The sequence below is a fragment of the Aggregatibacter aphrophilus ATCC 33389 genome (genome assembly GCF_900636915.1).
GTDB classification, from domain to species: domain Bacteria; phylum Pseudomonadota; class Gammaproteobacteria; order Enterobacterales; family Pasteurellaceae; genus Aggregatibacter; species Aggregatibacter aphrophilus.
In genome coordinates this window covers 1,542,310-1,568,612 of sequence record NZ_LR134327.1, presented here as the reverse complement: position 1 = coordinate 1,568,612, position 26,303 = coordinate 1,542,310, and the positions used below count along the sequence as shown (strand labels likewise).

General features: G+C 40.4%; 24 protein-coding genes and 1 pseudogene. 10 read left to right on the top strand and 15 right to left on the bottom strand.

The features are described 5' to 3' along the window. Positions 1 to 112 precede the first annotated feature (112 nt). The 5 genes and pseudogenes from EL144_RS07690 to EL144_RS07670 all read right to left on the bottom strand — a co-directional run bounded on the left by EL144_RS07690 (position 113) and on the right by EL144_RS07670 (position 4,603). Positions 113 to 1,654: pseudogene (locus EL144_RS07690) on the bottom strand (subtype B tannase). A gap of 429 nt (positions 1,655 to 2,083) precedes the next feature. Continuing rightward, positions 2,084 to 2,491, bottom strand: coding sequence for a PIN domain-containing protein (locus EL144_RS11590; RefSeq protein WP_005703128.1), 408 nt, complete (start codon positions 2,489 to 2,491; stop codon positions 2,084 to 2,086). A gap of 105 nt (positions 2,492 to 2,596) precedes the next feature. Then, on the bottom strand, positions 2,597 to 2,920 hold the full coding sequence (locus tag EL144_RS07680) for a zinc ribbon domain-containing protein YjdM (protein WP_005700431.1): 324 nt from the start codon (positions 2,918 to 2,920) through the stop codon (positions 2,597 to 2,599). Positions 2,921 to 3,013: 93 nt separating this feature from the next. Further along, complete coding sequence (locus tag EL144_RS07675) at positions 3,014 to 3,877, bottom strand: DMT family transporter (RefSeq protein ID WP_005703126.1); 864 nt, start codon at positions 3,875 to 3,877, stop codon at positions 3,014 to 3,016. Between the two features lie 9 nt (positions 3,878 to 3,886). Next, positions 3,887 to 4,603, bottom strand: coding sequence for a TIGR01621 family pseudouridine synthase (locus tag EL144_RS07670; protein ID WP_005703125.1), 717 nt, complete (start codon positions 4,601 to 4,603; stop codon positions 3,887 to 3,889). Between the two features lie 133 nt (positions 4,604 to 4,736). Between EL144_RS07670 and EL144_RS07665 the strand changes: the two genes are divergently transcribed. The 3 genes from EL144_RS07665 to EL144_RS07655 all read left to right on the top strand — a co-directional run bounded on the left by EL144_RS07665 (position 4,737) and on the right by EL144_RS07655 (position 7,826). Then, positions 4,737 to 5,645 carry a lysine exporter LysO family protein gene (locus EL144_RS07665; protein ID WP_005703124.1) on the top strand — a complete coding sequence of 303 codons (909 nt, stop codon included), beginning with the start codon at positions 4,737 to 4,739 and terminating at the stop codon, positions 5,643 to 5,645. Positions 5,646 to 5,660: 15 nt separating this feature from the next. After that, positions 5,661 to 7,118 (top strand): cardiolipin synthase, encoded by a 1,458-nt coding sequence (cls, locus tag EL144_RS07660; protein WP_005703123.1) that lies wholly within the window; start codon positions 5,661 to 5,663, stop codon positions 7,116 to 7,118. Between the two features lie 66 nt (positions 7,119 to 7,184). Continuing rightward, positions 7,185 to 7,826 carry a histidine phosphatase family protein gene (locus EL144_RS07655; protein WP_005703122.1) on the top strand — a complete coding sequence of 214 codons (642 nt, stop codon included), beginning with the start codon at positions 7,185 to 7,187 and terminating at the stop codon, positions 7,824 to 7,826. 61 nt (positions 7,827 to 7,887) lie between these two features. On the opposite strand, the gene folC is transcribed toward EL144_RS07655, so the two are convergent. Together folC and accD are read right to left on the bottom strand one after the other, a co-directional pair. Further along, positions 7,888 to 9,234, bottom strand: a complete 1,347-nt coding sequence (gene folC, locus EL144_RS07650) for a bifunctional tetrahydrofolate synthase/dihydrofolate synthase (protein WP_005703121.1) — start codon at positions 9,232 to 9,234, stop codon at positions 7,888 to 7,890. Positions 9,235 to 9,254: 20 nt separating this feature from the next. Continuing rightward, complete coding sequence (accD, locus tag EL144_RS07645) at positions 9,255 to 10,151, bottom strand: acetyl-CoA carboxylase, carboxyltransferase subunit beta (protein ID WP_005703120.1); 897 nt, start codon at positions 10,149 to 10,151, stop codon at positions 9,255 to 9,257. Between the two features lie 194 nt (positions 10,152 to 10,345). Between accD and EL144_RS07640 the strand changes: the two genes are divergently transcribed. The 4 genes from EL144_RS07640 (at position 10,346) to dxs (ending at position 14,534) form a co-directional block, all read left to right on the top strand. After that, entirely contained in the window at positions 10,346 to 11,299 is a 954-nt protein-coding gene (locus EL144_RS07640; protein WP_005703118.1) for an alpha/beta hydrolase, read from the top strand. A gap of 137 nt (positions 11,300 to 11,436) precedes the next feature. Continuing rightward, positions 11,437 to 11,682 (top strand): exodeoxyribonuclease VII small subunit, encoded by a 246-nt coding sequence (gene xseB, locus EL144_RS07635; RefSeq protein WP_005703117.1) that lies wholly within the window; start codon positions 11,437 to 11,439, stop codon positions 11,680 to 11,682. Between the two features lie 10 nt (positions 11,683 to 11,692). Beyond that, complete coding sequence (gene ispA, locus EL144_RS07630) at positions 11,693 to 12,583, top strand: (2E,6E)-farnesyl diphosphate synthase (protein WP_005700419.1); 891 nt, start codon at positions 11,693 to 11,695, stop codon at positions 12,581 to 12,583. Positions 12,584 to 12,674: 91 nt separating this feature from the next. Then, positions 12,675 to 14,534: a 1-deoxy-D-xylulose-5-phosphate synthase gene (dxs, locus tag EL144_RS07625; protein ID WP_050332671.1), complete on the top strand. Its 1,860-nt coding sequence runs from the start codon at positions 12,675 to 12,677 to the stop codon at positions 14,532 to 14,534. A gap of 379 nt (positions 14,535 to 14,913) precedes the next feature. Here dxs and EL144_RS07620 read toward each other — a convergent pair whose 3' ends face one another. From EL144_RS07620 to infC, 4 genes are all read right to left on the bottom strand, one after another. After that, positions 14,914 to 15,474: a DUF1287 domain-containing protein gene (locus EL144_RS07620; RefSeq protein ID WP_032994814.1), complete on the bottom strand. Its 561-nt coding sequence runs from the start codon at positions 15,472 to 15,474 to the stop codon at positions 14,914 to 14,916. Between the two features lie 234 nt (positions 15,475 to 15,708). Next, the gene (rplT, locus tag EL144_RS07610; RefSeq protein WP_005700416.1) at positions 15,709 to 16,062 is read right to left on the bottom strand and encodes a 50S ribosomal protein L20; all 354 of its coding nucleotides are present in this window, start codon (positions 16,060 to 16,062) and stop codon (positions 15,709 to 15,711) included. 55 nt (positions 16,063 to 16,117) lie between these two features. After that, positions 16,118 to 16,315, bottom strand: coding sequence for a 50S ribosomal protein L35 (gene rpmI / locus EL144_RS07605; RefSeq protein ID WP_005542274.1), 198 nt, complete (start codon positions 16,313 to 16,315; stop codon positions 16,118 to 16,120). Between the two features lie 178 nt (positions 16,316 to 16,493). Beyond that, positions 16,494 to 16,991 carry a translation initiation factor IF-3 gene (infC, locus tag EL144_RS07600; protein WP_425592398.1) on the bottom strand — a complete coding sequence of 166 codons (498 nt, stop codon included), beginning with the start codon at positions 16,989 to 16,991 and terminating at the stop codon, positions 16,494 to 16,496. A 349-nt stretch (positions 16,992 to 17,340) separates the two neighbouring features. Between infC and EL144_RS07595 the strand changes: the two genes are divergently transcribed. Beyond that, a complete protein-coding gene (locus EL144_RS07595) occupies positions 17,341 to 18,120 on the top strand; it encodes a ferredoxin--NADP reductase (RefSeq protein WP_005703107.1) in 780 nt (259 codons plus the stop codon). A 104-nt stretch (positions 18,121 to 18,224) separates the two neighbouring features. Here the strand turns inward: EL144_RS07595 and thrS are convergent, their stop codons facing one another. Next, the gene (thrS, locus tag EL144_RS07590; RefSeq protein WP_005703106.1) at positions 18,225 to 20,156 is read right to left on the bottom strand and encodes a threonine--tRNA ligase; all 1,932 of its coding nucleotides are present in this window, start codon (positions 20,154 to 20,156) and stop codon (positions 18,225 to 18,227) included. 238 nt (positions 20,157 to 20,394) lie between these two features. Here thrS and EL144_RS07580 point away from each other — a divergent pair, with 238 nt between their 5' ends. Then, complete coding sequence (locus tag EL144_RS07580) at positions 20,395 to 21,270, top strand: fructosamine kinase family protein (RefSeq protein ID WP_005703104.1); 876 nt, start codon at positions 20,395 to 20,397, stop codon at positions 21,268 to 21,270. A 59-nt stretch (positions 21,271 to 21,329) separates the two neighbouring features. On the opposite strand, the gene EL144_RS07575 is transcribed toward EL144_RS07580, so the two are convergent. Beyond that, complete coding sequence (locus EL144_RS07575; protein WP_050332667.1) at positions 21,330 to 22,166, bottom strand: OmpA family protein; 837 nt, start codon at positions 22,164 to 22,166, stop codon at positions 21,330 to 21,332. A gap of 228 nt (positions 22,167 to 22,394) precedes the next feature. Beyond that, positions 22,395 to 23,456 carry a protease SohB gene (gene sohB / locus EL144_RS07570; protein WP_005703102.1) on the bottom strand — a complete coding sequence of 354 codons (1,062 nt, stop codon included), beginning with the start codon at positions 23,454 to 23,456 and terminating at the stop codon, positions 22,395 to 22,397. A 233-nt stretch (positions 23,457 to 23,689) separates the two neighbouring features. On the opposite strand from sohB, the gene EL144_RS07565 reads away from it, so the two are divergent. After that, positions 23,690 to 24,280: an FMN-dependent NADH-azoreductase gene (locus tag EL144_RS07565; RefSeq protein WP_032994811.1), complete on the top strand. Its 591-nt coding sequence runs from the start codon at positions 23,690 to 23,692 to the stop codon at positions 24,278 to 24,280. 147 nt (positions 24,281 to 24,427) lie between these two features. On the opposite strand, the gene EL144_RS07560 is transcribed toward EL144_RS07565, so the two are convergent. Then, positions 24,428 to 26,020 (bottom strand): glycerol-3-phosphate dehydrogenase/oxidase, encoded by a 1,593-nt coding sequence (locus EL144_RS07560; protein ID WP_005703100.1) that lies wholly within the window; start codon positions 26,018 to 26,020, stop codon positions 24,428 to 24,430. Positions 26,021 to 26,303 lie beyond the last annotated feature (283 nt).

Genomic DNA, 26,303 nt, shown 5'->3' with positions numbered 1-26,303 from the left:
GTGCTTAATAATAAAGCACCGTTTTTTTTGAGAGAAAAGTGCGGTCGGTTTTCAGACTGTTTTTCAGATAAAACGTCACCAAAACTAACCGCACTTTTATGGCTATTACCAATTATTTGCTGATACTATCCATCCATTGGAACAGCTCGTCCAGATCATAATCCCCCGAATGCGGCACGCCCCACGGAGTTTCATAATCCACCTGTTTGCCTGCCATACGCAGTTTTATCGCAAGTATCGCACTGATGGCGTGCGAGGTATCACGATCAGAAGTACCTGCACGAATGCGCCAATATGCGGTTTTGCCGTGATCCACATAATTCATCGCGTTCATTAACTGAATGACGTGCTTATCTGCCATTTTCCCTTTCTCGCTACTATGTTGCATGGAATAGTCTGTAAAATGCTGATTATTCACGCGTTCCGTACCGAATAAGTTATTTTCACCGGAACTCAAATTCAGCGCATCAAAGGCCGGTGGCGATTTCATGCGTTTTTCTGAGTGAATATAGCCCTCCCAATCAATGTCGCTGACGCTTTCCTTGCTCAGTTTCACCCAAGGTTTATCTTCAAAGGTCACGCCACTTTTACGGGCTTTATCTGCCGCGCGCACAATGACATTTTTCACATAATCTTTAAAAGAACCGTTACCTTGCGCATCTAACGTCAAGGCATTACCTTTCTCATCTTCTAATTTCAGACTATTTAAATAAGATGGGAACTCGGCTTTTAGTTGATCGGACACCTGAATCTCCGCTGCTGTCAACGTGCCCTCAATCATGGCTTTTGCCGCAGCTTGCGAACGGTCATTAAAACTTTGTGCATTCAAACGGCTCATGTCCATTCGGCGATAATCGTTCAAGCCGTTAAATTCCCACTCATAAGCGCTGTCGGCGTGTTCCAAATTGGTAATCGGGCAATAGACGGACACCGCAAAAATAACATCACTCGCCTCTGCCGCACCGACTTCTTTTAAATACTCAACATAATCCATGCTGTCACCGCTTGCACCTAACAAAGCGGACAATGCTCCACCTGCGCTGGTGCCGTTAGAAATGATCTTATTGGCATCACCCGGCATTGCTTCATCGTTAAAATGTAAATAGCGCACCGCCGATTTCAAATCAATAATCACTGCCGGTGCCTTGCCGGTATATTTGCCGTCTTTCTCCAACGTCCGCCCACGCGCGCCCACACTTGCCACCACATAGCCTTTGGAAAGTGCGGTCAAAATTGCGTTCGGTTTGTCACCACTGCCGAAGCCTTTTGCATCATAGGTTTCCGCTTTTGCCGGCATATAACCGCCCACCGAATTCGGCAGAAAAATCGGCGCGCTCTTGGCATTAAAGCCATTGATTTTGCCATTATTAAAATAGGCTTCCGGCACATAAATGTTCAGTGTCTGATAATCCGGCTCAACCGGGTTTTGCACATACACAATCTTTTAAAACGCACGGAATTTCACTGTCTCGCCATTCACTTGCGCCTCTAAAGTGCGGTAAGTTTTCGATGAGAATTTTAAATCATAGCCACTGTCCGTTTTATTGAAATACGGCGCATCCGCCAACAGATCATTCCCCTGCGGTGGGTTCGCCATAGCCATACCGGAAACAGCCAACCCTACCAACGAAGCCAACCATGTTTTTGCTTGCATAAAATTCTCCTGTATCAAAGATATATTGATGATTAGATAGACGCATTGTAAATGAGTTCGGCGGAAGAAAATAAAAAAGTGCGGTGGATTTTAACCGCACTTTATCAGATGTTTACTTTAAATAATCTATTTTTAATTCTGATGAGTTTTTAATAATTTTATTACTGACTAAATATTGAATAACATCATTCACTTTAGTTACATCATTTTTTATACTACATTTTGATGCAATGTCATTTTTAAGGCTTTTAAGTGATGCGGGTCTATGCTTTTGTTCACGTTGTAATAAATGCTTCTTACTTAACTTTTCATCTAAACTTTTAATCCCTGTTTGGGAACGAATGCTGTTGCATAACTTATCTTTTTTTCTTATGTTCTACTTTCGCTTTTGAAATATAAGCTTGAAACTCTTCAAGGTATTGCTCAATATTAATATTGAGCTGTTTTTGATGATTTATCCTCAATTAATTTCATCGGCTCTTCTTCCACATCAGGAAGACTTGGCTTTAGCAAAATACATTTTCTCGGGTTACGTTGATTCTGAATAAACTCACAGATTCCCGAATAGCCGTTATCTTTTGAAATGACACAAAACTCAATATTTTTATCCGTTTGCATATCCATCTTGCCTAAATAATAAGCAATATGAAAATCAAGATTATTTTTAGCGATATTTTTTATTGTGATTAATGTGAAATTTAATTCGTCATTAAACTTTTCGGAAAGTTGAATAGTTGGCTGATTAGCACCTAAAAAGAGGAAAATCCGTTCATAAAGATGTAAATTCAGATTATCGAGAGAATGAATATTCTCATAATCAATAAAAGCATATTTCATGATTTTGGTTCCATAAAAAGAACAAATAATAAAGTGCGGTCGTTTTTTTAACTATTTTTCTTAAACAAAAGCCACCTGCTTACGACAGGTGACTTTATGTTATTTTTACGCCTTCTTCAAAAACTCCGATTTCAGCATAATTTTGCCACAATCGACGTTGTGATCGCCACGGGCGAGGCGGATGCCTTTAAATTTAGTGCCTTTCTTTAATACTTCAGAAGAGCCTTTGAGTTTGAGATCTTTGATGAGCAGCACGTCGTCGCCGTCGGCGAGGAGATTGCCGTTACTGTCTTTGACGATGAGTTGATCGTCATCATGCTCCTCGGCTTCATTGCCGGTCCATTCGTGGCCGCAGTCCGGGCAGACAAATTGGATTGAATCGTGATAAGTATTTTCGCCTTTGCAAGATGGGCAAATTGGATAGTCCATGTGTTTCCTCATTATTTAACAGTGGAATAAAAATTGAAATGCGCGCTATTGTAACGGAACAACACGCATTTTGGGGAATTATTTAGCCCTGCTTTATCTGGGTATTTTTGCCAATAGGCTAACGGAAACAATAATGACCAATGAACCGATCCAGAAATTAAGCGTCGGCACGTTGTGCCAAAACAACCAGTCGCAAATGCTGGAGAAAATCACGCCGGTGAAAGCAAATGGTGTGATGACATTGGCCGGGGCATATTTGAAAGCTCGGGTCAGCAATAATTGGAATACGAGGCCGAAACCGCCTACCAATAATAAAAGCACAAAACCCTGTGTGGAAGGGATTGTCCATTGTGTGGCGAAAAATAGCGGTAACAAAAGGGAACCCAATAAATGGAAGTAAAACACGATATTTTTCGGCGAATTGTGCTTGTTGAGCTCTTGCAGACTGATAAATGCCATGGCAGCGAGAAATGCCGCGCCTAAGGCATAACCGATGTGTTGTAGTTCAAAATGCTTGGAAGAATCCGTCAGCATGATAATGGAGACGCCCGCAAAGCCAAGGAAACTGCACGCCAGTACTTTTAGCGGGGTTCTTGTTCGTAACACAAACAACAATAAAGGGACGAATAGCGCCGAGGTATTCATCAATAACACGGCGATAGAAATCGGTAAGTATTTGATGGCGTAAAACGTCAGCAACATACTGGTAATCCCCGCCAGGTTACGCATAACAAGAAACGGCCATTGGCTGAGCTCGACCTTAAAATCACCGTCACGAATCATAAACGGCAATAAAAAAATAAAGCCGATCAAAAAGCGGGAAAATAAAATTTCGCTGGATGGCAATTCATCGGAAGCATATTTTACAAACACGCCCATTAAAGCGATACTGATATAAGCCAACACCATACAAATAATGGCTTTTTGATATGAAGTGGCAGTGAGTTTTTTCGACATGAAGACGTCCTAGCGATGATGGCTTAAAAGTGCGGGCAGATTTTCAACCGTTTTTTCCTTATTGGTATGAACAACGGTTTCGATAGTTGCCCAAAAACGTTGAAAAAACTCACCGCACTTTTGTCTCTCTTGAAATTCGGGGCTGGAGCTAATTTGAACCGCCTCCCCGAAATAGTCAAATGATAATTTATAGGCGTGCAAATAGGTGCGGTCCGCCATCTCTCCGCCATATAATTCATCACCTAAAATCGGACTCCCCAAACTTTTCATGGCAACGCGAATCTGATGGGTTTTACCGGTTTTGGGATACAGAATGAATAAACGCAAATTCGGTGCCAAGCTGTGCGACACAAAATCGGTAATGGCGGGATTTTCTTTGCTTTGACACAATTTCCACGCACCACGACGGGCTTTTTGCATATCACCGCTGATTCTGCCCTGCTTTTTCTTCGGTTTTTGGGTGGATAGCGCTAAATAGGTTTTCTGAATCTGATGTTCGGCAAATTTACGCGACAACGTCACAGCCGCCTTTTCATTTAGTGCCAATATCAACAAGCCGGACGTCACTTTGTCCAAACGATGAACCAACCAAACCTGCGGCACGCCCAATTGCTGTGCCACAAGCCGAGTTAACCCCACATCGGCATCATCTTTATGTACGCTTATTCCGTTAGGTTTATTTATTACAATAAAATCAGGATGTTGGAATACAATTTGAAATGTCATGACAGAAAAACCTCAAGAAATGATGCGCTGAATTATACCATGAAAGCAACGGCAGAAACTGCCTGCAATTAGGTGAGAAAACAGAAAAGTGCTATACTTTCCGCACTATACTCGTTTCATGCTGTCGTAAATTATGTTGGAAAGTTTGCTCATTATCTTGGTGCCGATGCTTGTCGGTTACGCCTTTAAAATCAAAAATACAAAAATATTACAACAATTTGGCAAAATCACCATGCTACTGTTGTATATGATCTTGTTCATTATGGGCATGTCCCTTGGGCAATTAGATAATTTGGCACAGCAATTGCCGCAAATCGGTGTTTATGCCCTGACATTTATTGTTTTCATTCAAGGACTAACCTTTCTCGGTTTATTTATCTATGACAAACTTTCCCCTCTGCCTTTAACTAAAACAACGGAAAAAATGCCCTCCCGTTGGCGAACTGTGTTGGATTCGTTGAAATTATGTCTGGTGGTGATTGTTGGCTTTTTTATCGGGTTATGGGGCAAAGGTTGGGTGAGCCTGCCGTTTGGTTCCAGCACTTATGTGTTAGTCGTGTTGATTTTTTGCGTCGGCATACAATTACGCAATAACGGTATTTCTATTCGTTCCGTGTTTTTTAATCAACGCGGCATGATAACCGGTGCCATTTTTGTTTTAACGTCGCTACTTGGTGGCATTATCGGTGCGCAAGTGCTCAATGTCCCCATCGTGCAAGGGCTCGCGGTTTCTTCAGGGTTAGGCTGGTATTCGCTTTCCAGTGTCACCTTAAACAACGCATGGGGGCCGATTTGGGGTAGCATTGCGTTTTTTAATGATTTATCCCGTGAATTGATTAGTTTATTTATTGTGCCGTTATTTATGCAACATTACCGCTCCACCGCAATAGGCTACACAGGTGCCACAGCCATTGATTGTACTTTGCCAATCATTCAAAAAGCCGGTGGCGTGGAAGTCTTACCGTTGGCGTTTAGTTTTGGCTTTATTACCAATATTGCACCACCTATTTTATTGGTCTTTTTTACCTCGGTTCCTTTATAGGGTTTTAGTAATTTCATGACTTTTGAACAAATTCTTGCTTACATTATTCCAATTTTCGTCTGGATTCCGACTATCGCCATTACGATTCGTTTAATTATCAGAAAACAATCCGTGCCTGCGATGTTGTCTTGGTTGATGGTTATTTATGTGTTTCCTGTGGTGGGCATTATCGCCTATTTAATTTTTGGCGAAATCAATTTGGGGAAACGTCGCGCTATCGCGTTTGAACAGCTTAAGCCGAAATATATGGATTGGTTCACGCGGCTTTCTTATTGCGATAATTTGGTGAATACACGAACCAACCTGCTCTACCGTCCAATTTTTGATCTTGCCAAACAACGCCTTGGCATACCTTGCATTTTAGGCAACGAATTGCATATTTTGGATACGCCCGAAAGCATTATGCGAAGCATCATTCATGACATCAATCAGGCAGAAAAATCTATCAATATGGTGTTTTACATCTGGTCTGCCAAAGGCTTGGTAAAAGATGTTATACAGGCATTAATCAAAGCCCAACAACGAGGCGTGGCAATTCATATTTTGTTGGACTCTGTAGGTAGTCGCCCTTTCTTAAAAAGTACCGAATGCCAAGCCATGCGCGATAATGGCATTGAGGTGACGGAAACCTTGCACGTCAATTTATTCCGTATGTTCTTTAATCGCATTGATTTACGCCAACATCGCAAGATTATTGTGATCGATAACCAAATTTCTTACACCGGTAGCATGAACATGGTGGATCCGAAATTCTTCAAGAAAAATAGCAATGTTGGCGAATGGATTGACATTATGGTGCGTATTAACGGCCCGGTATCTGCAGTATTAAACGGTTTACACGCATGGGATTGGGAAATTGAAACAGCTGTTAAACTTCCTCTGGAAGAGCCTGATTGCCCGCTTTTGCCGTTGGAACAAAATAACTCTCATGCCGTACAAATTCTCGCCACAGGTCCCTGTTTCCCCGACGATTTAATGGCGCAATCATTGGCGATTGCTATTTTCTCGGCACGTAAAAGCATTGTGATCACCTCGCCTTATTTCGTGCCAAGCCACAATATTGCGGAAGCCTTACGTATTGCGGCTTTACGTGGCGTGGAAGTTTCCATCATTCTACCGAAAGAAAACGACTCCCTCATGGTGCATTGGGCAAGTCGTACATTCTTCGATGATTTACTTGCTGCCGGCGTGAAGATTTATAATTTCAACAAGGGCTTACTGCATACCAAAAGTATGTTGATCGACAACCGATTGGCCTTGGTCGGCACCGTGAACATGGATATGCGTAGTTTCTTGCTGAATTTTGAAGTCACCATGGTGGTGGAAGATCCGGCATTTGCGAACGAAATTTCTTTATTACATGAAAGTTATATTAAAAACTCGGAATTAGTCGATTATGTTACATGGAGCACGCGCTCCGTTTATCAACGTATCGTCGAAAAACTCTTTTTCTTATTTAGCCCGCTTTTGTAACGAAGATCTTCGGTTAAAGTGCGGTCGTTTTTTCTTTTGTTTTATTTAATTTAGGAAGGTGAAGTTATGAGCAAAAATTTAACATTTTATTTAATTCGTCACGGACGTACCGTTTGGAATGAACAAGGTCTATTACAAGGATTGGGTAATTCCGATTTAACGGAAAACGGTGTCAAAGGGGCAAAATTAACCGGCGTGGCGCTAAAAGATGTGCCCTTTGTCGCGGCCTATTCCAGCTGTCTGCAACGCACCATTGATACGGCACAACATATTCTGGGCCAACGTCCTGTGCCCCTGTTTCAACACCAAGGACTTAACGAACAATATTTCGGTACTTGGGAAGGATTACCTGTTGAAAATTTACGTCAATTGGAAGAATTTAAACAATTGCGGAATGCTCCGGCGCATTACAAGGCGCAAAGTAATGGCGGAGAGACCTTTGAACAACTTGCCGACCGTGCCATGAGAGCCATGGAGGACATTATTAAAGTACATGATCAAGGTAATATTTTGATTATTTCACATGGTCATACTTTGCGTTTACTGTTATCGCTCTTCAATGGAATTAGTTGGCAAGAACATCGCGACGAAGGCAAAAGCCAAAGCTTGTTGAATACCGCCATTAATATTGTGCGCTATCAACAAACCAATGATTCTGACGGCAAATTTTTCGTTGATGTGTTAAATGACGCGGGGCATTTAAACTAGAAAGAGTCATAAAAATAGCACCGAAATAAAAATCACGGTGCTATTTTTATTTATCTCCATCTCACGCCTGACTATACGTCAAAAACTCCCCCACCGTGTGGAACGAACCGAACACCAACAGGGTGTCATTTTCATTTGAAATTTCCACCGCACTTTTCACGCCCTCCGCCACGGAATTACTATAGCTACCTTTTACGACTTTCTGATGGGGACGCACAGTTTGTTGCAACGTCACAAACAATTGCTCTCCACTCTGTCCACGATAACCGCCAAGCGTGACGCAGCGCCACTCATCAATTAACGGCAACAAGGGCTCAAGCACGCCCTCGGCATCTTTGTCTTTCAACATACCACAAACCGCAATGAATTTTCCGTTGCTTTGGGCTTTAAGTGCGGTCAATTTTTCCGCTAAATAACGCGCAGCATGCGGGTTGTGTCCAACATCAATAATCATCTGTGGTAACTGTGACACATGACGATTAAGCTTTTGTGCCAAATGCGCCAAACATTCAGGTTTAAGGCTTTGGAAGCGACCGATTAGTTCTACCTCCGCTAAAGATTTTTTCACCACATCAAGGGAAATCTCAAATGGCAATTTTTGAACAGCCGCGAGTGCTGTGGCGGCATTGGCTAAAGGAATCTGACAAAGCGGTAAATCCGTTAAAAAATTCCACCGCACTTTTTCGTCCGATTGTGTAGTTTGCCACGTCCAACTTTGTCCCTGTTGACTAAACGTCCAATCAAGATGACGGCAAAAGTGTTGGCTACCTAACTCTTTGGCACGATCCAACATAGCTTGTGGAATCATCGGTTCACCAATAATCACCGGCGTATTGACACGAAAAATCCCGGCTTTCTCAAAACCGATTTGTTCACGGGTAGAACCTAGGAAATCTGTGTGATCAATGTCAATACTGGTAATAACCGCCATATGATTATCGACAATATTAGTGGCATCTAACCGTCCGCCGAGCCCGACTTCTAAAATCACCACATCCAATTTTGCGCACTTAAATAAGTGCAAGGCAGATAAAGTGCTGAATTCAAAATATGTTAAAGACTGACTTTTATGCGCTTCAATATAGGCAAATGATGCCGTGTGTTGCGCATCGTCTAATTCTTGATTTTGAATGCGCACACGTTCGTTATAACGTAACAAATGTGGCGAAGAATACACGCCGACACGATAACCGGCATTAAGCAAAATAGTTTCCAGCAAACGACACGTTGTGCCTTTGCCGTTAGTGCCGCCGACCGTAATCACATAAGGCGCAGGCGTTAATAAATCCAATTCCTGCGCCACAGATTTAACCCGCTCAAGCCCTAAATCAATGGCTTTAAAATGGCTGTTTTCTAAATAAGAAAGCCACTCGTTGAGTGGCGTAGTGGCTTTTAATTCGGTTTGCATTATGAATGCCTTATAGTGTTTTATGCGACGTCTTCTTCAACGATCAATTCGCTTTCCACAAATGGAGAAGGTTTGTTCATTAGTTTCGCCAACAAGCTCGCTAAAGTGTTACGCATATCGGCACGTTTTACGATCATGTCAATTGCACCTTTTTCCAATAAAAATTCACTGCGTTGGAAACCTTCCGGTAATTTTTCGCGTACGGTTTGCTCAATAACTCGCGGACCGGCAAAACCGATCAAGGCTTTTGGCTCGGCGATATTAATGTCGCCCAACATGGCAAAACTTGCAGACACGCCGCCTAACGTCGGATCCGTTAAAACAGAAATAAACGGTACGCCTTTTTCACGCATTTTGGCCAACACAGCGCTGGTTTTCGCCATTTGCATTAAAGAGAACAAGGCTTCCTGCATACGCGCACCACCACTAGCGGAAAAACACACGAACGGACAATTCTCTTCTATGGCTTTTTCCGCCGCTTTCACGAATTTCGCGCCCACCACGGAGCCCATAGACCCCCCCATAAAGCTAAAGTTGGAGGCTGCCGCCACAACCGGCATATTGTATAAAGTACCGTAAAATGCAATTAATGCATCTTTTTCACCGGTATCTTTCTGGGCAGCGGTAATACGATCTTTATATTTTTTTAAATCTTTGAATTTTAAAATATCTTTTGGCTCTAATCCTGGCGCTAATTCTTGTATGCTATCTTGATCCAATAAGCATAATAAACGTTCGCGCGCATCAATACGCATGTGGTGACCACATTTCGGACAAACTTCTAAATGACGTTTTAATTCTTCGCGATATAACACTTGTTCGCAGGAAGTACATTTTGTCCAAACGCCTTCAGGGACGTTGGCTTTGCGTGAGGAAGAAGATGTATTTTTACTAAAAATTCTATCAATCCAGCTCATATTTAACCTTTTCTCTTAATTACAAAAAATTGTGGGCTATTAGACCATAATTTTAGGAATTTTTATAGCAATTTATACAAATCTGATTAGTCATCGAGTGCAATGAAACCCCAAGCATTTCTACCAAAGAAAAAATTTTAGAAAAACTCACCGCACTTTGTTAATCTAATGCGGTTTATACCGCGGAGAACCTTATGAAACCTTTATTATTTGCCCTTTCTTGCACGATGCTGATGAATATGGCGGATGCTCATCAGTCAGTTTCTGGCGGAGAACTAAAACCGGCCGTTTTGCTGGGTGCCAAGGAATATCAACTCCACAGCAATTTCACAAATAAAGATTATCGCATTCAGGTATTACCCGTAGGCAACGTAAAAGAATTAGGCTATTCCGTGTTGTATGTGTTAGATGGCGATGCCTTGTTTCCTGCCGCAGCCGGAATGGCTAAAAACATGATGGCACGCGCAGAAGAAACTAACGCCGTGCCCTTTTTGATTGTAGGAATCGGTTATCCCAATACACTGTTGCTAAACCCGAAGGAACGTTCGCAAGATTACACACCGCCATCAGAAAATTATGAAAATACGGGCGATAAAGTGAATCGCCAATTTGGTGGCGCAGAACATTTTTATCGTTTTATTCAAGAAGAGTTGTTCACCGATCTCGCACAACGTTTTCACATTAATAAATCACAACAAAATATTTTCGGGCATTCTTATGGTGGTCTATTTGGCTTGTATAGTTTGCTCAATCACCCTGAAGGTTTTCGCAATTACCTTATCGCCAGTCCCTCCGTTTGGTGGAATCAACAACGTATTTTGCAGGACTTGCCGAGCTTCATCCAACAACGGTCAAAACAAGCCGAACAACATATCGGTGTACGTTTCAGCGTTGGAGAATACGAACAAAAATTGGCGCCTTACATGAAACAGGATGCACAAAGGCAAAAGCTGTTGGAACAACGAGGCATGATTAGCCAAGTGATGAATTTAGAGGAAAAACTTAATGCCATTCCAAATGGCAATTTATCCGTAACAGCAAAAGTGTATCCCGAAGAAACCCATATGACCAGTGTCATGCCTGCCATGTTAGATGGCTTAAAATGGCTATTCGCCCGTTGCAAAGCGCAAACCAAGTGCGAGCATTAAAGGAAAAGTGCGGTAATAAAAAACAACGTTTTTCCGCCGCATTCTCAAGATGAAATACCTAAATTCGCCCTAACAATAGGGCTAAAAATCAAGTACAATAGCGCAATTAAATTTCGCTTAACGTTAAGGATAAGACAATGGCCCGTAAGCCGGTTGAAAAAAATGAACCCGATTTTGAAAACACGCTGAAACAGTTGGAAGCAATTGTGAGCCGTTTAGAAAATAGCGAGTTATCACTGGAAGACGCGTTAAAAGATTTTGAAGAAGGGATAAAATTGGCACAACAGGGGCAAGAGCGCTTACAACAAGCGGAGCAACGCATTCAAATTTTGTTGCAAAAAAGCGAAAGTGCAAAACTTACCGATTATCAACCAGAAGAATAATGAGCCGGCAATGTATCAGTTTTCGCTAGATTTACAGCAAGTTCAACAACGCATTAATTCATTTTTAGCCAGTCAATTTGAGCATATTAATAGCTCCCCGGCACCATTGGTAGAGGCGATGAAATATGGTTTATTGCTCGGAGGAAAACGCATTCGTCCGTTTTTGGTTTATGCCACCGGCCGTATATTAGGCGCAAACTTAGCCCATCTTGACTACGCAGCGGCGGCCATTGAAGCCATCCATGCTTATTCTTTAATTCATGACGATTTACCTGCCATGGATGATGATGAATTACGTCGAGGCCATAAAACCTGCCATATTGCCTTCGATGAAGCTACCGCCATTTTGGCCGGTGACGCGTTGCAATCTTTTGCTTTCGAAATATTAACGGACATTCCCGATTTGTCTGCCCAACAAAAACTTGCACTCATCAAAACATTAAGTGCGGCGGCAGGCGTAAAAGGAATGTGCTTAGGGCAAAGTTTGGATTTAATTTCTGAACAAAAAGCCATTAGCTTGACAGAATTAGAACATATTCATTTAAATAAAACCGGAGCATTGCTTACTGCGGCACTAAAACTGGGATTTATTTGTTCTCCTCATTTTGCCGACGAAGCGCTTTTACAGCAACTGGAACGTTATGCCACAGCAATCGGTTTGGCATTTCAAGTACAGGATGACATTTTAGATATCGAGGGCAACAGCGAAACTATCGGCAAACCTGTAGGGTCTGATTTGAATTCGGATAAAAGCACTTATCCGAAATTATTAGGCTTAGCCGGCGCTAAACAAAAAGCCCAAGAGTTATATGAGACCGCATTGGCCGAATTACAAAATTTACCTTTTGACACCACCGCACTTTATGCTTTAGCCGAATTTATCATTAAACGCCAAAACTAAGTGTCGTTATATCAAAAAAGTGCGGCTAAAATTTTACGTATTTTTATCGACATACTATGAGAATTCATCACGTTGGAATTGACTAACAATTATGCAAAATTATCCCCTTTTATCATTAATTAATTCTCCCGAGGATTTGCGTCTTTTACCCAAAGAGCAATTGACTCAAGTTTGCAAAGAATTACGCGAATATCTTTTAGAATCCGTTAGTCAAAGTAGTGGGCATTTAGCTTCAGGTTTGGGCACCGTCGAACTCACCGTAGCCTTACATTATGTATTTAAAACGCCTTTTGATCAGCTTATCTGGGATGTGGGCCATCAAGCGTATCCTCATAAAATTTTAACCGGTCGCCGTGATCAAATGCCGACCATTCGCCAAAAAGGCGGATTACACCCGTTCCCTTGGCGTGACGAAAGTGAATTTGACGTATTAAGTGTCGGCCACTCCTCTACATCAATTAGCGCAGGATTAGGCATAGCCATTGCGGCGGAGCGTGAAAACGCAGGACGCAAAACCGTTTGTGTCATCGGTGATGGCGCCATTACCGCCGGTATGGCATTTGAAGCATTAAACCACGCAGGTTCGCTGCACACCGATATGTTGGTGATTTTAAACGATAATGAAATGTCAATTTCGGAAAATGTAGGAGCACTGAACAATCACTTAGCGCGTTTATTATCCGGCTCTTTCTATTCCAGCATCCGTGAAGGTGGGAAAAAGATTCTCTCCGGCGTACCGCCAATTAAAGAATTCGTGAAAAAAACCGAAGAGCATGTTAAAGGTTTAGTCTCGCCGGGCGGGACTATGTTTGAAGAGTTAGGTTTTAATTATATTGGCCCGATTGATGGACATAACGTTGAAGAGCTCATCAACACCTTGCAAAACATGAGTTCATTAAAAGGCCCGCAATTCCTGCATATCGTCACCAAAAAAGGAAAAGGCTACATTCCCGCAGAAAAAGACCCTATCGGTTTCCACGGCGTGCCAAAATTTAACCATTTAAGCGGTGAATTACCAAAATCGAATGCCACACCGACCTATTCCAAAATTTTCGGCGATTGGTTATGTGAAATGGCAGAACAAGATCCGAAACTTATTGGTATTACACCCGCTATGCGTGAAGGTTCCGGTATGGTGGAATTTTCCCAACGTTTTCCGCAGCAATATTTTGATGTTGCGATTGCCGAACAACACGCCGTCACTTTCGCTGCAGGCTTAGCCATCGGTGGATATAAACCAGTAGTTGCGATCTACTCTACTTTCCTACAACGGGCTTATGATCAATTAATTCACGATGTAGCTATTCAAAACCTGCCCGTATTATTTGCCATTGACCGTGCCGGAATCGTTGGTGCAGACGGTCAAACCCATCAAGGGGCCTTTGATTTAAGTTTCATGCGATGTATTCCAAATTTAGTCATCATGGCACCTAGTGATGAAAACGAATGTCGTCAAATGCTTTATACCGGCTATCACTGTGGCAAACCGGCAGCTGTGCGTTATCCGCGAGGCAATGCGGTCGGCGTGACGTTAGAACCATTACACGCATTAGAATTGGGTAAATCTAAACTTATCCGAGAAGGCAAAAAAATTGCGATCTTAAACTTTGGCACCTTGCTACCAAATGCATTGAAAATTGCAGAAAAACTCAATGCCACTGTTGTGGATATGCGTTTTATTAAACCTATTGATGTTACAAGAATTAGTGAAATAGCCAAAACACACGAGCTTATCGTCACCCTAGAAGAAAATGCCATTCAAGGCGGTGCCGGAAGTGCAGTGGCGGAAGTACTTCATGTGCAACAACATAATGTTAAATTATTGCAATTAGGTATTCCTGATTTCTTCGTGCCACCAGGATCGCAAGCAGAAATGTTGGCGGAACTTAAACTCGATAAAATTGGCATTAAACAACAAATCCAAGATTTCCTCAATGAATATCAAAACTAACAAATAAAAAAACCGCTCAAAACAAAAGAGCGTTTTTTTTGAGCAAAGTAGTTGATAAAAAACGGCTTTAACCCCCATACATAAAATTTACAAAGCGTATTATTTTACTCTAATTAAAAAGTTTTATTATTATATATCAATACATTAATATTTACCCTAAAAACCAATCGTAAACTTTTTGTAAATTGCAAGTTTTTTTTACTTTTTCTGAACTATTCTTTTCATTTTCAGTCTTAATAATTGCTAGTGCACTGCAAATGCAGTTGTCTTTTAAAGTTTTCTTATATTTAAGACCTCCCCGCTATTCAGAATTGGATAGCGGTTTTTCTTTTTTGGTATCTTATCTTGTTACACTTCACTATTTTTTTAACAAATTTTATTAATAGCGATAATGCCCAATAATTTGATATTTAAATAAAATATCCTCTTCTTGCGTGCCACTTCCAATGTTGTGAATAACCAACGCTACACCATCACTGCTCTTCTTATCGGAAACGATACCAATATGCGGCAAGTTACGCGGTAAACACCAAGTGACGATATCCCCGGCTTTGAAATCTGCCACATCAGTTAACGAAAGCGATTTACCATGACGTTTAAAGAAATTTTCCAAATTCGGCACTCGACGGTGATCAATATTTGTATCGGTACCTTTATTTCCCCAACGTTTAGGATAAGTATTCCACGCCTTTTTCATATCGTTGTGCACTAACTGCTGTAAATCAATTTGTTGATGACGGTAAGCGCGCACAACAACGTCCGTACATACGCCGGTATGCAACGGCACATCTCCCATAGGAAAAGCTAGTTTACGATAGGCCGGATCATAGCTTGTTGTTACATTAATTTGCTGCTTAGCATCGTCCACCAGTTGCTGCGGGTTAATTGCAAAAAGAGGGAGCGAAATAAAAGTAAGAAGAAAAGAAAATAATGTTTTCATGTTAATTTCCATAGAGTTAAGGCGTGGCTATTTTTATCATACCAACATGGAAATAGCGAGCAAAAATCGTTTTTCAAGGAAAAGTGCGGTGGAAAAAAATAATGTTTTTTAGTGTTAATTATGACAATGACTATGGGGGAGTTGATGAATTTTATGAATAAATTTTAATGCCATTTTTAATCCATTAAAAAAGGACGCTCAAGAGCGTCCTAATTTTTATCTAAACTTTAATAATTAAAGTGCAGATTTCGCTTTTTCAACTAATGCAGCAAATGCCACTTTGTCGAATACTGCGATATCGGCAAGGATCTTACGGTCGATTTCAACAGAGGCCTTTCTCAAGCCATTGATGAATTTGCTGTAAGATAAACCGTTTTGACGGGCCGCAGCGTTGATACGTGCAATCCATAATTGGCGGAATTGACGTTTACGTTGACGACGGTCACGATATGCATATTGACCGGCTTTGATCACCGCTTGGAAAGCAACGCGATACACGCGTGAACGTGCACCATAATAACCTTTAGCAGCCTTAAGAACTTTCTTATGGCGTGCTCTTGCAATAACACCACGTTTTACACGAGCCATTATTTAATCTCCTATGTAATATCTTTAACTAAAATGAACTGACGTACGTTTGTGCTTATGCGTATGGCAAGCACGCTACTACTAATACTAAGTCGGACTTAGCAACCATGGATTTATGGCGTAGGTGACGTTTACGTTTTGTTGTTTTCTTAGTCAAAATATGACGTAAGTGAGATTGTTTACGCTTGAAACCACCGGAAGCAGTTTTTTTGAAACGCTTAGCAGCACCGCGTACTGTTTTAATTTTAGGCATTGTTTGATAACTCCGCATTGTTTGAGATTTTAAACTGCCACAATCTTTAATGTAATTACTATGTTGTTCTCACACCAAATCTTTGTGGCTAACATCATATAATAATCAGGCGAATAAAAGTGCGGTTAAAAAAACATTTAAATTTTTCACCACACTTTTGTTACTTGAAATGCACTGATTATTTCTTTTTAGGGGCAAGAACCATCACCATTTGGCGACCTTCAAGTTTTCCCGGTGCCGACTCGACCACTGAAATTTCAGCCAAATCGTTTTTAATCCGTTCTAACATTTCGGTACCAATTTGTTGATGTGCCATTTCACGACCACGGAAACGCAGTGTAATTTTGGCTTTATCCCCATCTTCCAAAAAGCGAATCAGGCTGCGTAGTTTTACCTGATAGTCGCCTTCGTCTGTGCCGGGACGGAATTTAATTTCCTTCACCTGCACAACTTTCTGCTTTTTCTTCTGCTCTTTGGCAGTTTTGCTCTTTTCATAAAGGAACTTACCGTAGTTCATAATACGACAAACAGGCGGTTCCGCATTCGGACTGATTTCAACTAAATCTAAAGCGGCAGCTTCTGCCATCTCTAATGCTTGTTGAATTGGAACAATACCAACTTGCTCACCTTCTTGGTCAATCAAGCGGACTTCTTTCACTCTAATTTCATCATTAATGCGATTAGGGCGATTTACTGCTGGTGCGCGTTTTACGGTTTTAATAATGACATTCCTCTATTAATTAAGTCACAAAACTATTGTTCTTGTTGCCAAGAACAGAAGTTAGATTCATATTTAATTGCTCTGATAATGAGCAAAAACGGGGCGTATTTTACAGAATTTTACCTTGTTAAGCAATAGTCGAATGCTGACGAAAATTGATTTTAAAACCTTTTACGACAATCAATTACCTACTCCGAAAAAGCATAACAAGATTTGTCCAAGTCGTATAAAATATCACCTACCTAACGATTGGCGCTTTTGCCGTTTTACTTTTATTTTTTAATTCAGGAATCAGGAGCTATTTATGAACGAGCACAAAAAAGAATATTCTTTTACCGAACAGAAAGTGCGTTGGGTTAAAAAACACACACCCAAGCTACTTTCTTTCAGTATCACTCGCCCAAAGGACTTTGATTTTATTGCCGGTCAGTTTGCCAAATTAGGGTTTATGCAAGGAGATGAATACATTTCCCGTGCCTATTCCATGATTTCTGCCGAAAATACGGATCATCTGGATTTTTACGCCATCCTCATTGAAGACGGCATCATGTCAGGGCATTTTAACAAAATGCAAGCAGGCGACAGCTTATTATTAGAGAAAAAACCTATCGGGTTCTTTACCGTTAGCCGCATTCCTCAGGCTAAAGAACTTGTTTTACTCGCCACCGGTTCAGGCATTGCGCCGTTTTTGTCGATGTTAGAAAACGAAACATTATGGCAAAAAGCCGATAAAGTCGTCTTAGTGCATTCCGTTTCTTATGTAGATGATTTGGTATTTGAACAGTATTTAGCCGACTTAAAAGACCACGCTATTGTGGGGAAATATGCCAACAAATTCATCTATCAACCGGTCATTACCCGAGAGAAAATTGCCGGCGCATTAAACCAAAGAATTCCGCAATTATTAGGAAACGGCGAACTAGAAAACGCGTTAAATATCACCTTTACTAAAGCCGATACCCGTTTCTTAATTTGTGGCAACCCGAATATGGTAAAAGAAAGTTACGAGAAATTAAAAGCCAAAGGCTTCGCACTTCATCGGGTACATAAAGACGGTGAAATTATGATGGAAAACGCCTTTTAAGCGTTAAAAGTGCGGTCATTTTTTATTGCAAATTCTGTCTCTTATCTTCTTTATAAAAGAGGACTGGTTATATTCTGTCCTCTTTTATTAAATTCCTTGAGTTACTACTCTTCACCCAACAATTTCAAGTCACGATTTCTCACTTGTTTTTTCAGAATGTCTAAAAATTCTTCCACAGTGAATGTGCCTAGATCTTGACCTTTACGGGTACGCACTGCCACTTTGCCGGTTTCAATTTCTTTATCACCGCAAACCAGCATATAAGGCACGCGGCGTAAAGTGTGTTCGCGGATTTTGAAACCAACTTTTTCGTTACGTAAATCGATTTTCACGCGTAAACCTGCATCAGATAACTGTTTCGCCACCTTTTGCACATACTCGGATTGAGAATCAGTGATGTTCATCACAACCGCTTGCGTTGGCGCTAACCATGCAGGGAAGAAACCTGCATATTCTTCGGTGATGATACCGATGAAACGTTCGATAGAGCCTAAAATCGCACGGTGAATCATAACAGGCGTACGGCGATCATTATCTTCCGCCACATAAGACGCATTTAAACGACCCGGTAGCGCAAAGTCTAATTGGATTGTACCGCACTGCCATTCACGATCTAAGCAATCGCGTAAAGCAAACTCAATTTTCGGACCGTAGAACGCGCCTTCGCCCTCTTGAATTTCATATTCAAGACCATTGTGTTTCAACGCGTTAGCCAAACCTTCTTCCGCGCGATCCCACATATCATCGGCTCCGATACGTTTTTCCGGACGGGTTGAAAGTTTAACGAAGATATTGGTAAAGCCAAAGGTGCTGTAAATATCGTAAACCATGCGGATACAGCTCGTCACTTCGCTTTCAATTTGGTCTTCAGTACAGAAAATATGTGCGTCATCTTGGGTGAAACCGCGTACACGCATTAGACCGTGTAAAGAACCGGAAGGCTCATTACGGTGGCAAGAACCGAATTCCGCCATACGAATTGGTAAATCACGATAAGATTTCAAACCTTGGTTAAAAATTTGAACGTGTCCCGGGCAGTTCATCGGTTTGATGGCATATTCACGGTTTTCCGATTGTGTGGTAAACATCAAATCGCCGTAATTTTGCCAGTGACCGGTTTTTTCCCACAACACGCGGTCCATCATGAACGGACCTTTCACTTCTTGATAATCGTATTGTTTTAATTTGGTACGTACGAACGTTTCCAATTCGCGGAAAATAGTCCAACCATCGTTGTGCCAGAACACCATACCCGGCGCTTCTTCTTGCATGTGGTATAAATCCAACGCTTTACCGATTTTACGGTGGTCACGTTTCGCCGCTTCTTCCAAACGTTGCAAATAGGCATCGAGTTGTTTTTTATCTGCCCACGCTGTGCCGTAAATACGTTGCAACATTTTATTTTTGCTGTCACCGCGCCAGTAGGCACCGGCAATTTTTTGTAATTTGAAATGATGGCAGAAACGCATATTCGGTACATGCGGGCCACGACACATATCAACATATTCTTGGTGATGATAAAGCGCAGGCGTAGCGGTACGTTCAATGTTTTCATCTAGAATCGCCATTTTGTAAGGCTCGCCACGTTTTTCAAAAGTATCTCTTGCTTCTTGCCAACTTACCGGCGTTTTAATCACGTCGTAATTGGTTTTCGCCAATTCCAACATGCGTTTTTCAAGGGCATCAATATCTTCTTGGGTTAAAGAGCGGTCTAAATCCACGTCATAATAGAAACCGTTGTCAATCGTCGGGCCGATGGCCATTTTGACATTTGGGAACAATTGTTTAATCGCATGACCGAGCAAGTGCGCCGTGGAGTGGCGGATAATTTCCAAGCCGTCTTCATCTTTGGCGGTAATAATTTCAAGTGAGCTATCTTCGGTAATCAGATCGCAGGCATCTTTACGCTCGCCGTTAACACGACTGGCAATGGTCGCTTTGGCAAGACCTGCGCCAATATTTTGCGCAACTTCTAATACGGTAACAGGTTTATCGAATTGACGTTGTGAACCGTCAGGTAAAGTAATAATAGGCATACATTTTCCTTATACAGTGGTCGCCCATACGCAAGGCAACTTGTTTCATTTCATTAAAAAACGTTTTAAAAAAGCACCGCACTTTTATCATCCTTACAAGCGGACAAATCAAGTGCGGTGCGAAATTCTAGCATATTTTAAAATGACAACCAAATGTCCAAATTTTGACTTGAGTCACAGTAATTTTTTCCTAATCTTTTACACTATCCCTATGATTAACTAGCAAAAGGAACAAGGTATGTGGAAGTCTATTTCTCAAGTCTTAGCTGATCAATTTGGTGCTTATTATTCTATTAAAAGCAAAACCAAAATTCACACCGGTGAAATGCATGAATCTTGGATTATTGATGATGGCATTCAACCTGTTTTTGTGAAAATGAATGAAAAATCCTACCGCTCTATGTTCCGTGCCGAAGCGGATCAGTTAATCATGTTGGCTAAAACCAATACTATTCACGTACCTGAGGTGTATGGTGTAGGATGTTCACAAAATCACAGTTTTTTGTTACTTGAAGGCCTCAATATGCAACCCAATAATGCACAAAATATGGCAGAATTTGGTGAGCAACTCGCCCGTTTGCACCAATATCAAGGTTCCGATAATTACGGTTTATCGTTTGACACTTGGCTTGGTCCACAATATCAGCCGAACGATTGGTGCAATCATTGGGGGAAATTCTTCAGTGAGCAACGTATTGGTTGGCAATTACAACTTTGTTCAGAAAAACAACTTCAATTTGGTAACACGGAAAAAATCATCAAAGCCGTAGCAACATTATTGGCAAAACATCAGCCAAAACCGTCGCTTTTACATGGCAATTTATGGATTGAAAATTGCGCCAATATTGACGGTCATACGGTCACTTATGATCCAGCTTGCTATTGGGGAGATCGGGAATGCGATTTAGCCTTTACCGAATTGTTCGAGCCATTCCCGAAAGAATTCTATGAAAACTATGACCGCACTTTTCCATTAGAAGAAGGTTATCAGGATCGAAAAATCGTTTATCAGCTTTATCATTTGCTTAACTTCAGTAGTCGTTTCCACAGGAATTATGTGGCACTAGCGAATAAGTTGGTAAATAACGTATTACAACGTTATGAAAATCTTTAAAAGCAGATACAAAAAAGAAAGGGCTTAAACGCCCTTTCTTTATGCCTATCAGTCTATTTTTAGATAACGACTTTTGTATTTTGATACAGTGGTGTAGGTCCCATTTGTCCGCCGGTTGGTTTTTCTTCTTTTGGCGCAGTACCTGAAGATGAAATTTCAACACGACGATTTGGGCGTAAGCAACTGATTAATTTATTACCCTTCTCGTTGCTACAAGCTTTAACTTGATGAGCTTCACCATAACCTACAGCAGAAATTTGCGCATCAACACCTTGCTCTGTTAAGCGTGCTTTAACACGATTTGCACGACGTTGAGAAAGATCCATATTATAGGATTCAGAACCTAAACGATCGGTATAACCTGCAACTTTCACTTCTTTCGCTTTAGATTCTTTTAATTGCGCAGCAACTTTATCAACAACTTCTTTACCTTTTTCAGTCAATGTATCTTTATCAAAATCGAATAAGAAATCTGCAGTTAAAGAGTAAGAAGAGTTACCGTTACAACCGTTTGGATACCAATAGAAGTTTTGTGCGTTCATATTGGAATCGAATAGAATTTTATATTGGCATACTTTGTGTTCGCCGTTTTCACGATAATTGAACACATAATCCCATTCACGCACGCCAAATAAACCTTCACCAAAGTGTGGACGACCAATCAAATTATAAAGTTGGTCTTTATTCATGCCTTTTTCAATCATACGAACGTTATCCCAGTTCGGCCAAGAACCGAATTGGCTACCATCGTGATTAAATTTAGATTTTTCAATGTTTGGCCATACTAATTCAGTACCATCAACTGGGGCACCTTCTTTAGATACATTGCTTAAGTTACCGCAAGCAGCAAGAGTGGTTGCAGCGATTGCAGATAATAAAAAATGTGATAATTTCATGTGTTTACCTTTATTAGGTTAGTTAAATAAGAATCCAAGTGAACTATAGATATAATAAAAAAGCGCTATCATTAGCTGCATCTTTCTTATCTACATAGAGAAGGCCTAAATAAAGCAATAAAGCAACTTCAATTTCCGCTGGATATGGTAATTGCAAAATGGATTAAAGTAAATCTGAGATTTATATTTTTTAGTCAATTTATGTAAAGATATTATTAAAACAACATATTACATTAAACCATTTTCATTTCTTTTTAACAGACGTAACAGTAAGTTATCGGCGCTTTCTTCTGCTTGTTTACCAAGTTTTTGTAATAACGATTTCTTAACCGAATATTTAATTCCAATAACACGTTTTTCTTTCATCGCCTGTAATAGCACATCATCGCTTGTCATGATTTCATCCACCAGGTTTAACTGTAATGCCTGTTGACCAAACCAATGTTCTCCAGTGGCAACACTATCCACATCCAAATGCGGTCGATTTTGCGAGACAAATTGCTTGAAAAGTTGATGCGTTTCTTCTAATTCTTGTTGGAACTTTTGTTTCCCTTTTTCAGTATTTTCTCCCAAGATGGTCATAGTACGTTTATATTCTCCGGCCGTCATCACATCCACATCCACATCATGTTTTTTTAACAAACGATGAACATTTGGAATTTGCGCAACCACACCAATAGACCCAATTACCGCAAAAGGTGCCGAAATAATTTTATCGGCGACACAAGCCATCATATAACCACCGCTAGCTGCCACTTTATCCACCGCTACCGTTAATTTAATACCATGTTGTTTCAAGCGTGCCAATTGTGATGCAGCCAAGCCATAACCATGTACCATACCACCGGGACTTTCCAAACATAGCAATACTTCATCATCGTTTTTTGCTGTTTGGATAATAGCGCTTATCTCCTCCCTCAATGCGGCTGTTTCTGTTGCGGCAATATCACCTTTAAAATTTAAAACATAAAGCGTTGGTTTTTGTTCATCTTCTATAACCGATTCACCTTTTTTACGTTGTGCTTTTAAAGCTTTTGCTTTGGCTTTTTCGGCTTTTTTCTCTGCTTTTTCCGCCTCTTTTAATTCCTCCTCGGTTAAATGAAAATCCCGTAATTTTTTACTATTTTCTTCAAATTCTTTTGATAAATCGGTAATAACCAATTCACCGTGAAGATGATTTTTCTTCTGCTTCATTGCCAAAATCATGGCAACTACAGCGGCAATAATCAGTAACAATGTAATCACTTCCAAAATGAATACCCCATAGCCGATAAAAATATCTGACCACATAATTTTTCCTTAATTTTAGTATAATAAACGAAAGCCAAATTATAGAAGAACAAGCCGTTGAAAGCTATCTTCACAATAAAATGTATTGGATTATTAACTCATTGTTAATATTGCTTTTCAGAAAAGCAACTTTATCTTTCATAAGGTTTCGATAAAATTATCAATACTAACAAGGTTAAAAAACATCACGATTTTTGACCGCACTTTATTCACTACAACATAAAGGAAAAAGCATGAGCAACGTTTTAGTTTTAAAATCCAGCATCTTAGGTGCAAATTCTCAAACTAACCAATTATCTGATTATTTCATTAGCAAATTAGCCAAAGCCAATGTAATACAACGCGATTTGGCTGCCAATCCCTTACCTTACCTTGACAGTACAGCAACCACTGCATTGCGCAGTCAGCCTATTACTGCTGACGAAAATGCATTATTGGCGTTATCCGATGAATTGGTTAGCGAAATTAAAAACGCAGACATAATCGTTATTAACGCACCTATGTATAACTTCAGTGTTCCAACACAACTAAAAAGTTATTTTGATTTTATCGCCCGCTCTCGCGTCACATTTCAATATACTGAAAAGGGTCCGGAAGGATTATTAACCGGTAAAAAATCTGTTGTATTAGCAGCATTTGGCGGTTTCCATCAAAATCAACCGACAGATCTTGTGACGGCGTATTTAAAAACGATTTTAGGCTTTGTCGGTATTACTGACGTGCAGTTCGTTTATGTTGAAGGAATCGGTTTTGGGCATGAAGCTGTTGCCAAAGCACAAAACCAGGCAAAAGCAGAAATAGATAAAATTGTAACCGCACTTTAAGAGCTATGATAAATAAACAAAAAGCACTTTTCGGTGCTTTTTGTTTATATTAACTTGCAAAAAACAACAAAATAACTCATTACAGTTAAATATTAGGTATAAAAAAGGCAACCTAATGTTGCCTTTAATTTCAGGAGATGGAGATAATTAGGCGACTTGTGGCGCGTAATCAACAAGTAAATAGTGTTTAGCAATATCTAAGAATTTTGCCGTTTGATCACGCTCCCATTGCTCATCTTTATTCAATTCTTTTGCCATGATATTTGCAACTTTTGCGGCACTATCAATGGCTGCACGAGCATCTAAGAACAGCAAACGAACACGACGGGCTAATACATCCTCCACTGACTCAGCCATTTCTTCACGCACAGCCCAAACCACCTCAGCAACCGTATTTGGATGACGAGGGTGAATCTTCGCAGCAAATTCCGGATTTTCGGTTTCCAATGCTTTAATTGCCGGAATGTCGGAACCATAAATATAAAGATGATTTCTTAGATCCACTTGCTCTGCCGGAATTTTGCCGTGAATGGCTAAATTCGTTGTGACGCAGGCTTTTTTCGCTAATTGCGGATGCACTTTCAAGGCTTCCTCAACAGTATCTTCGGACATTTGACGATAAGTTGTCCATTTACCACCAGTGATTGTTACCAAGCCACTATCACTTACGACAACTTTATGGCTACGAGAAACTTCCTTAGTGCTTTGACCGGATTTTTCCGGTGCAGCCAATGGACGAAGACCTGCGAAAATACTCAACACATCGTCGCGTGTCGGTTTCTTCGTTAAATATTGGCCAGCAGTATCCAAAATGAACTGAATTTCTTGTTCCAAGGCAACCGGCTCATAAGAAGGTTCCTTCATCAATGTATCGGTTGTTCCTACGACAATTCTTTCATGCCATGGCACGGCAAACAACACACGGCCATCAGAAGTTTTTGGAATCATTAATGCATCATCACTTGGCAAGAAAGATTTGTCTAAAACAAGGTGAACCCCTTGGCTTGGCACCACGAATTTTTTGTCAGTACCGTGATCCATAGATAAAATATCATTCATAAACACACCGGTAGCATTAATTACTGCTGTGCCTTTTACACAGAACTCTTCACCATTTAATTGATCAATAAACTTGACGCCGTTAATTTTGCCTTGTGCATCTTTCAATAATTCAACTACCTTAGCATAATTTAATACGGTACCGCCTTGCTCAACCACAGTTTGTGCAATATTAATCGCTAAGCGGGAATCATCAAACTGACCGTCTTTATATACGACCCCGTTTTTCAAACCTGTGCCATTTAACGTAGGCAAACGTTCCATTGTGGTGTCTTTATTAATCGCAATCGTTTTACCCAAACTTAAATCGGCGGATAAATAATCATATAAACCTAAACCAATGCGGTATTTCACACTGTCAATAAAATTATAATTAGGGATAATAAAGTTTTGATTTTTAAATAAATGTGAAGCATTTTTTGACAAACGACCACGTTCACGTAAGGCTTCTTTTACTAAAGCAACATCACCAGCAGCCAAATAACGAACCCCCCCGTGTACTAATTTTGTACTACGACTTGATGTACCTTTAGCAAAGTCATACCCTTCCAACAAAAGTGTTTTATAGCCACGAGAAGCTGAGTCTAGCGCAATACCTAAACCACTAGCTCCACCACCGATAACAATAAAATCCCATTTTTCGGTACTTTTAACTTTTTCAAGTTCTGTATTTCTTTGCATTTTCCACCTCGAAGATTGAAGTCAAATTTGGTTATTTTTAAAACTAAATATTCGTTTATGCTCATAATAGCACACCAAACGAAAATAAAGGAAACAAAAACTCTCATGATTTTTTGATATTGTGATCATGATCACGCTTAACTTTAGGTTATAAGCAAACGTTTGCTAAAACGATAAAATATTCTGTGATCGTACTCACAATTTGTGAAATTTCTGTTTGCGATAGGAAATTTTATTCATTAATTTGACATTCCATTTTGTTATATGCTAGGTTTCATTTTCA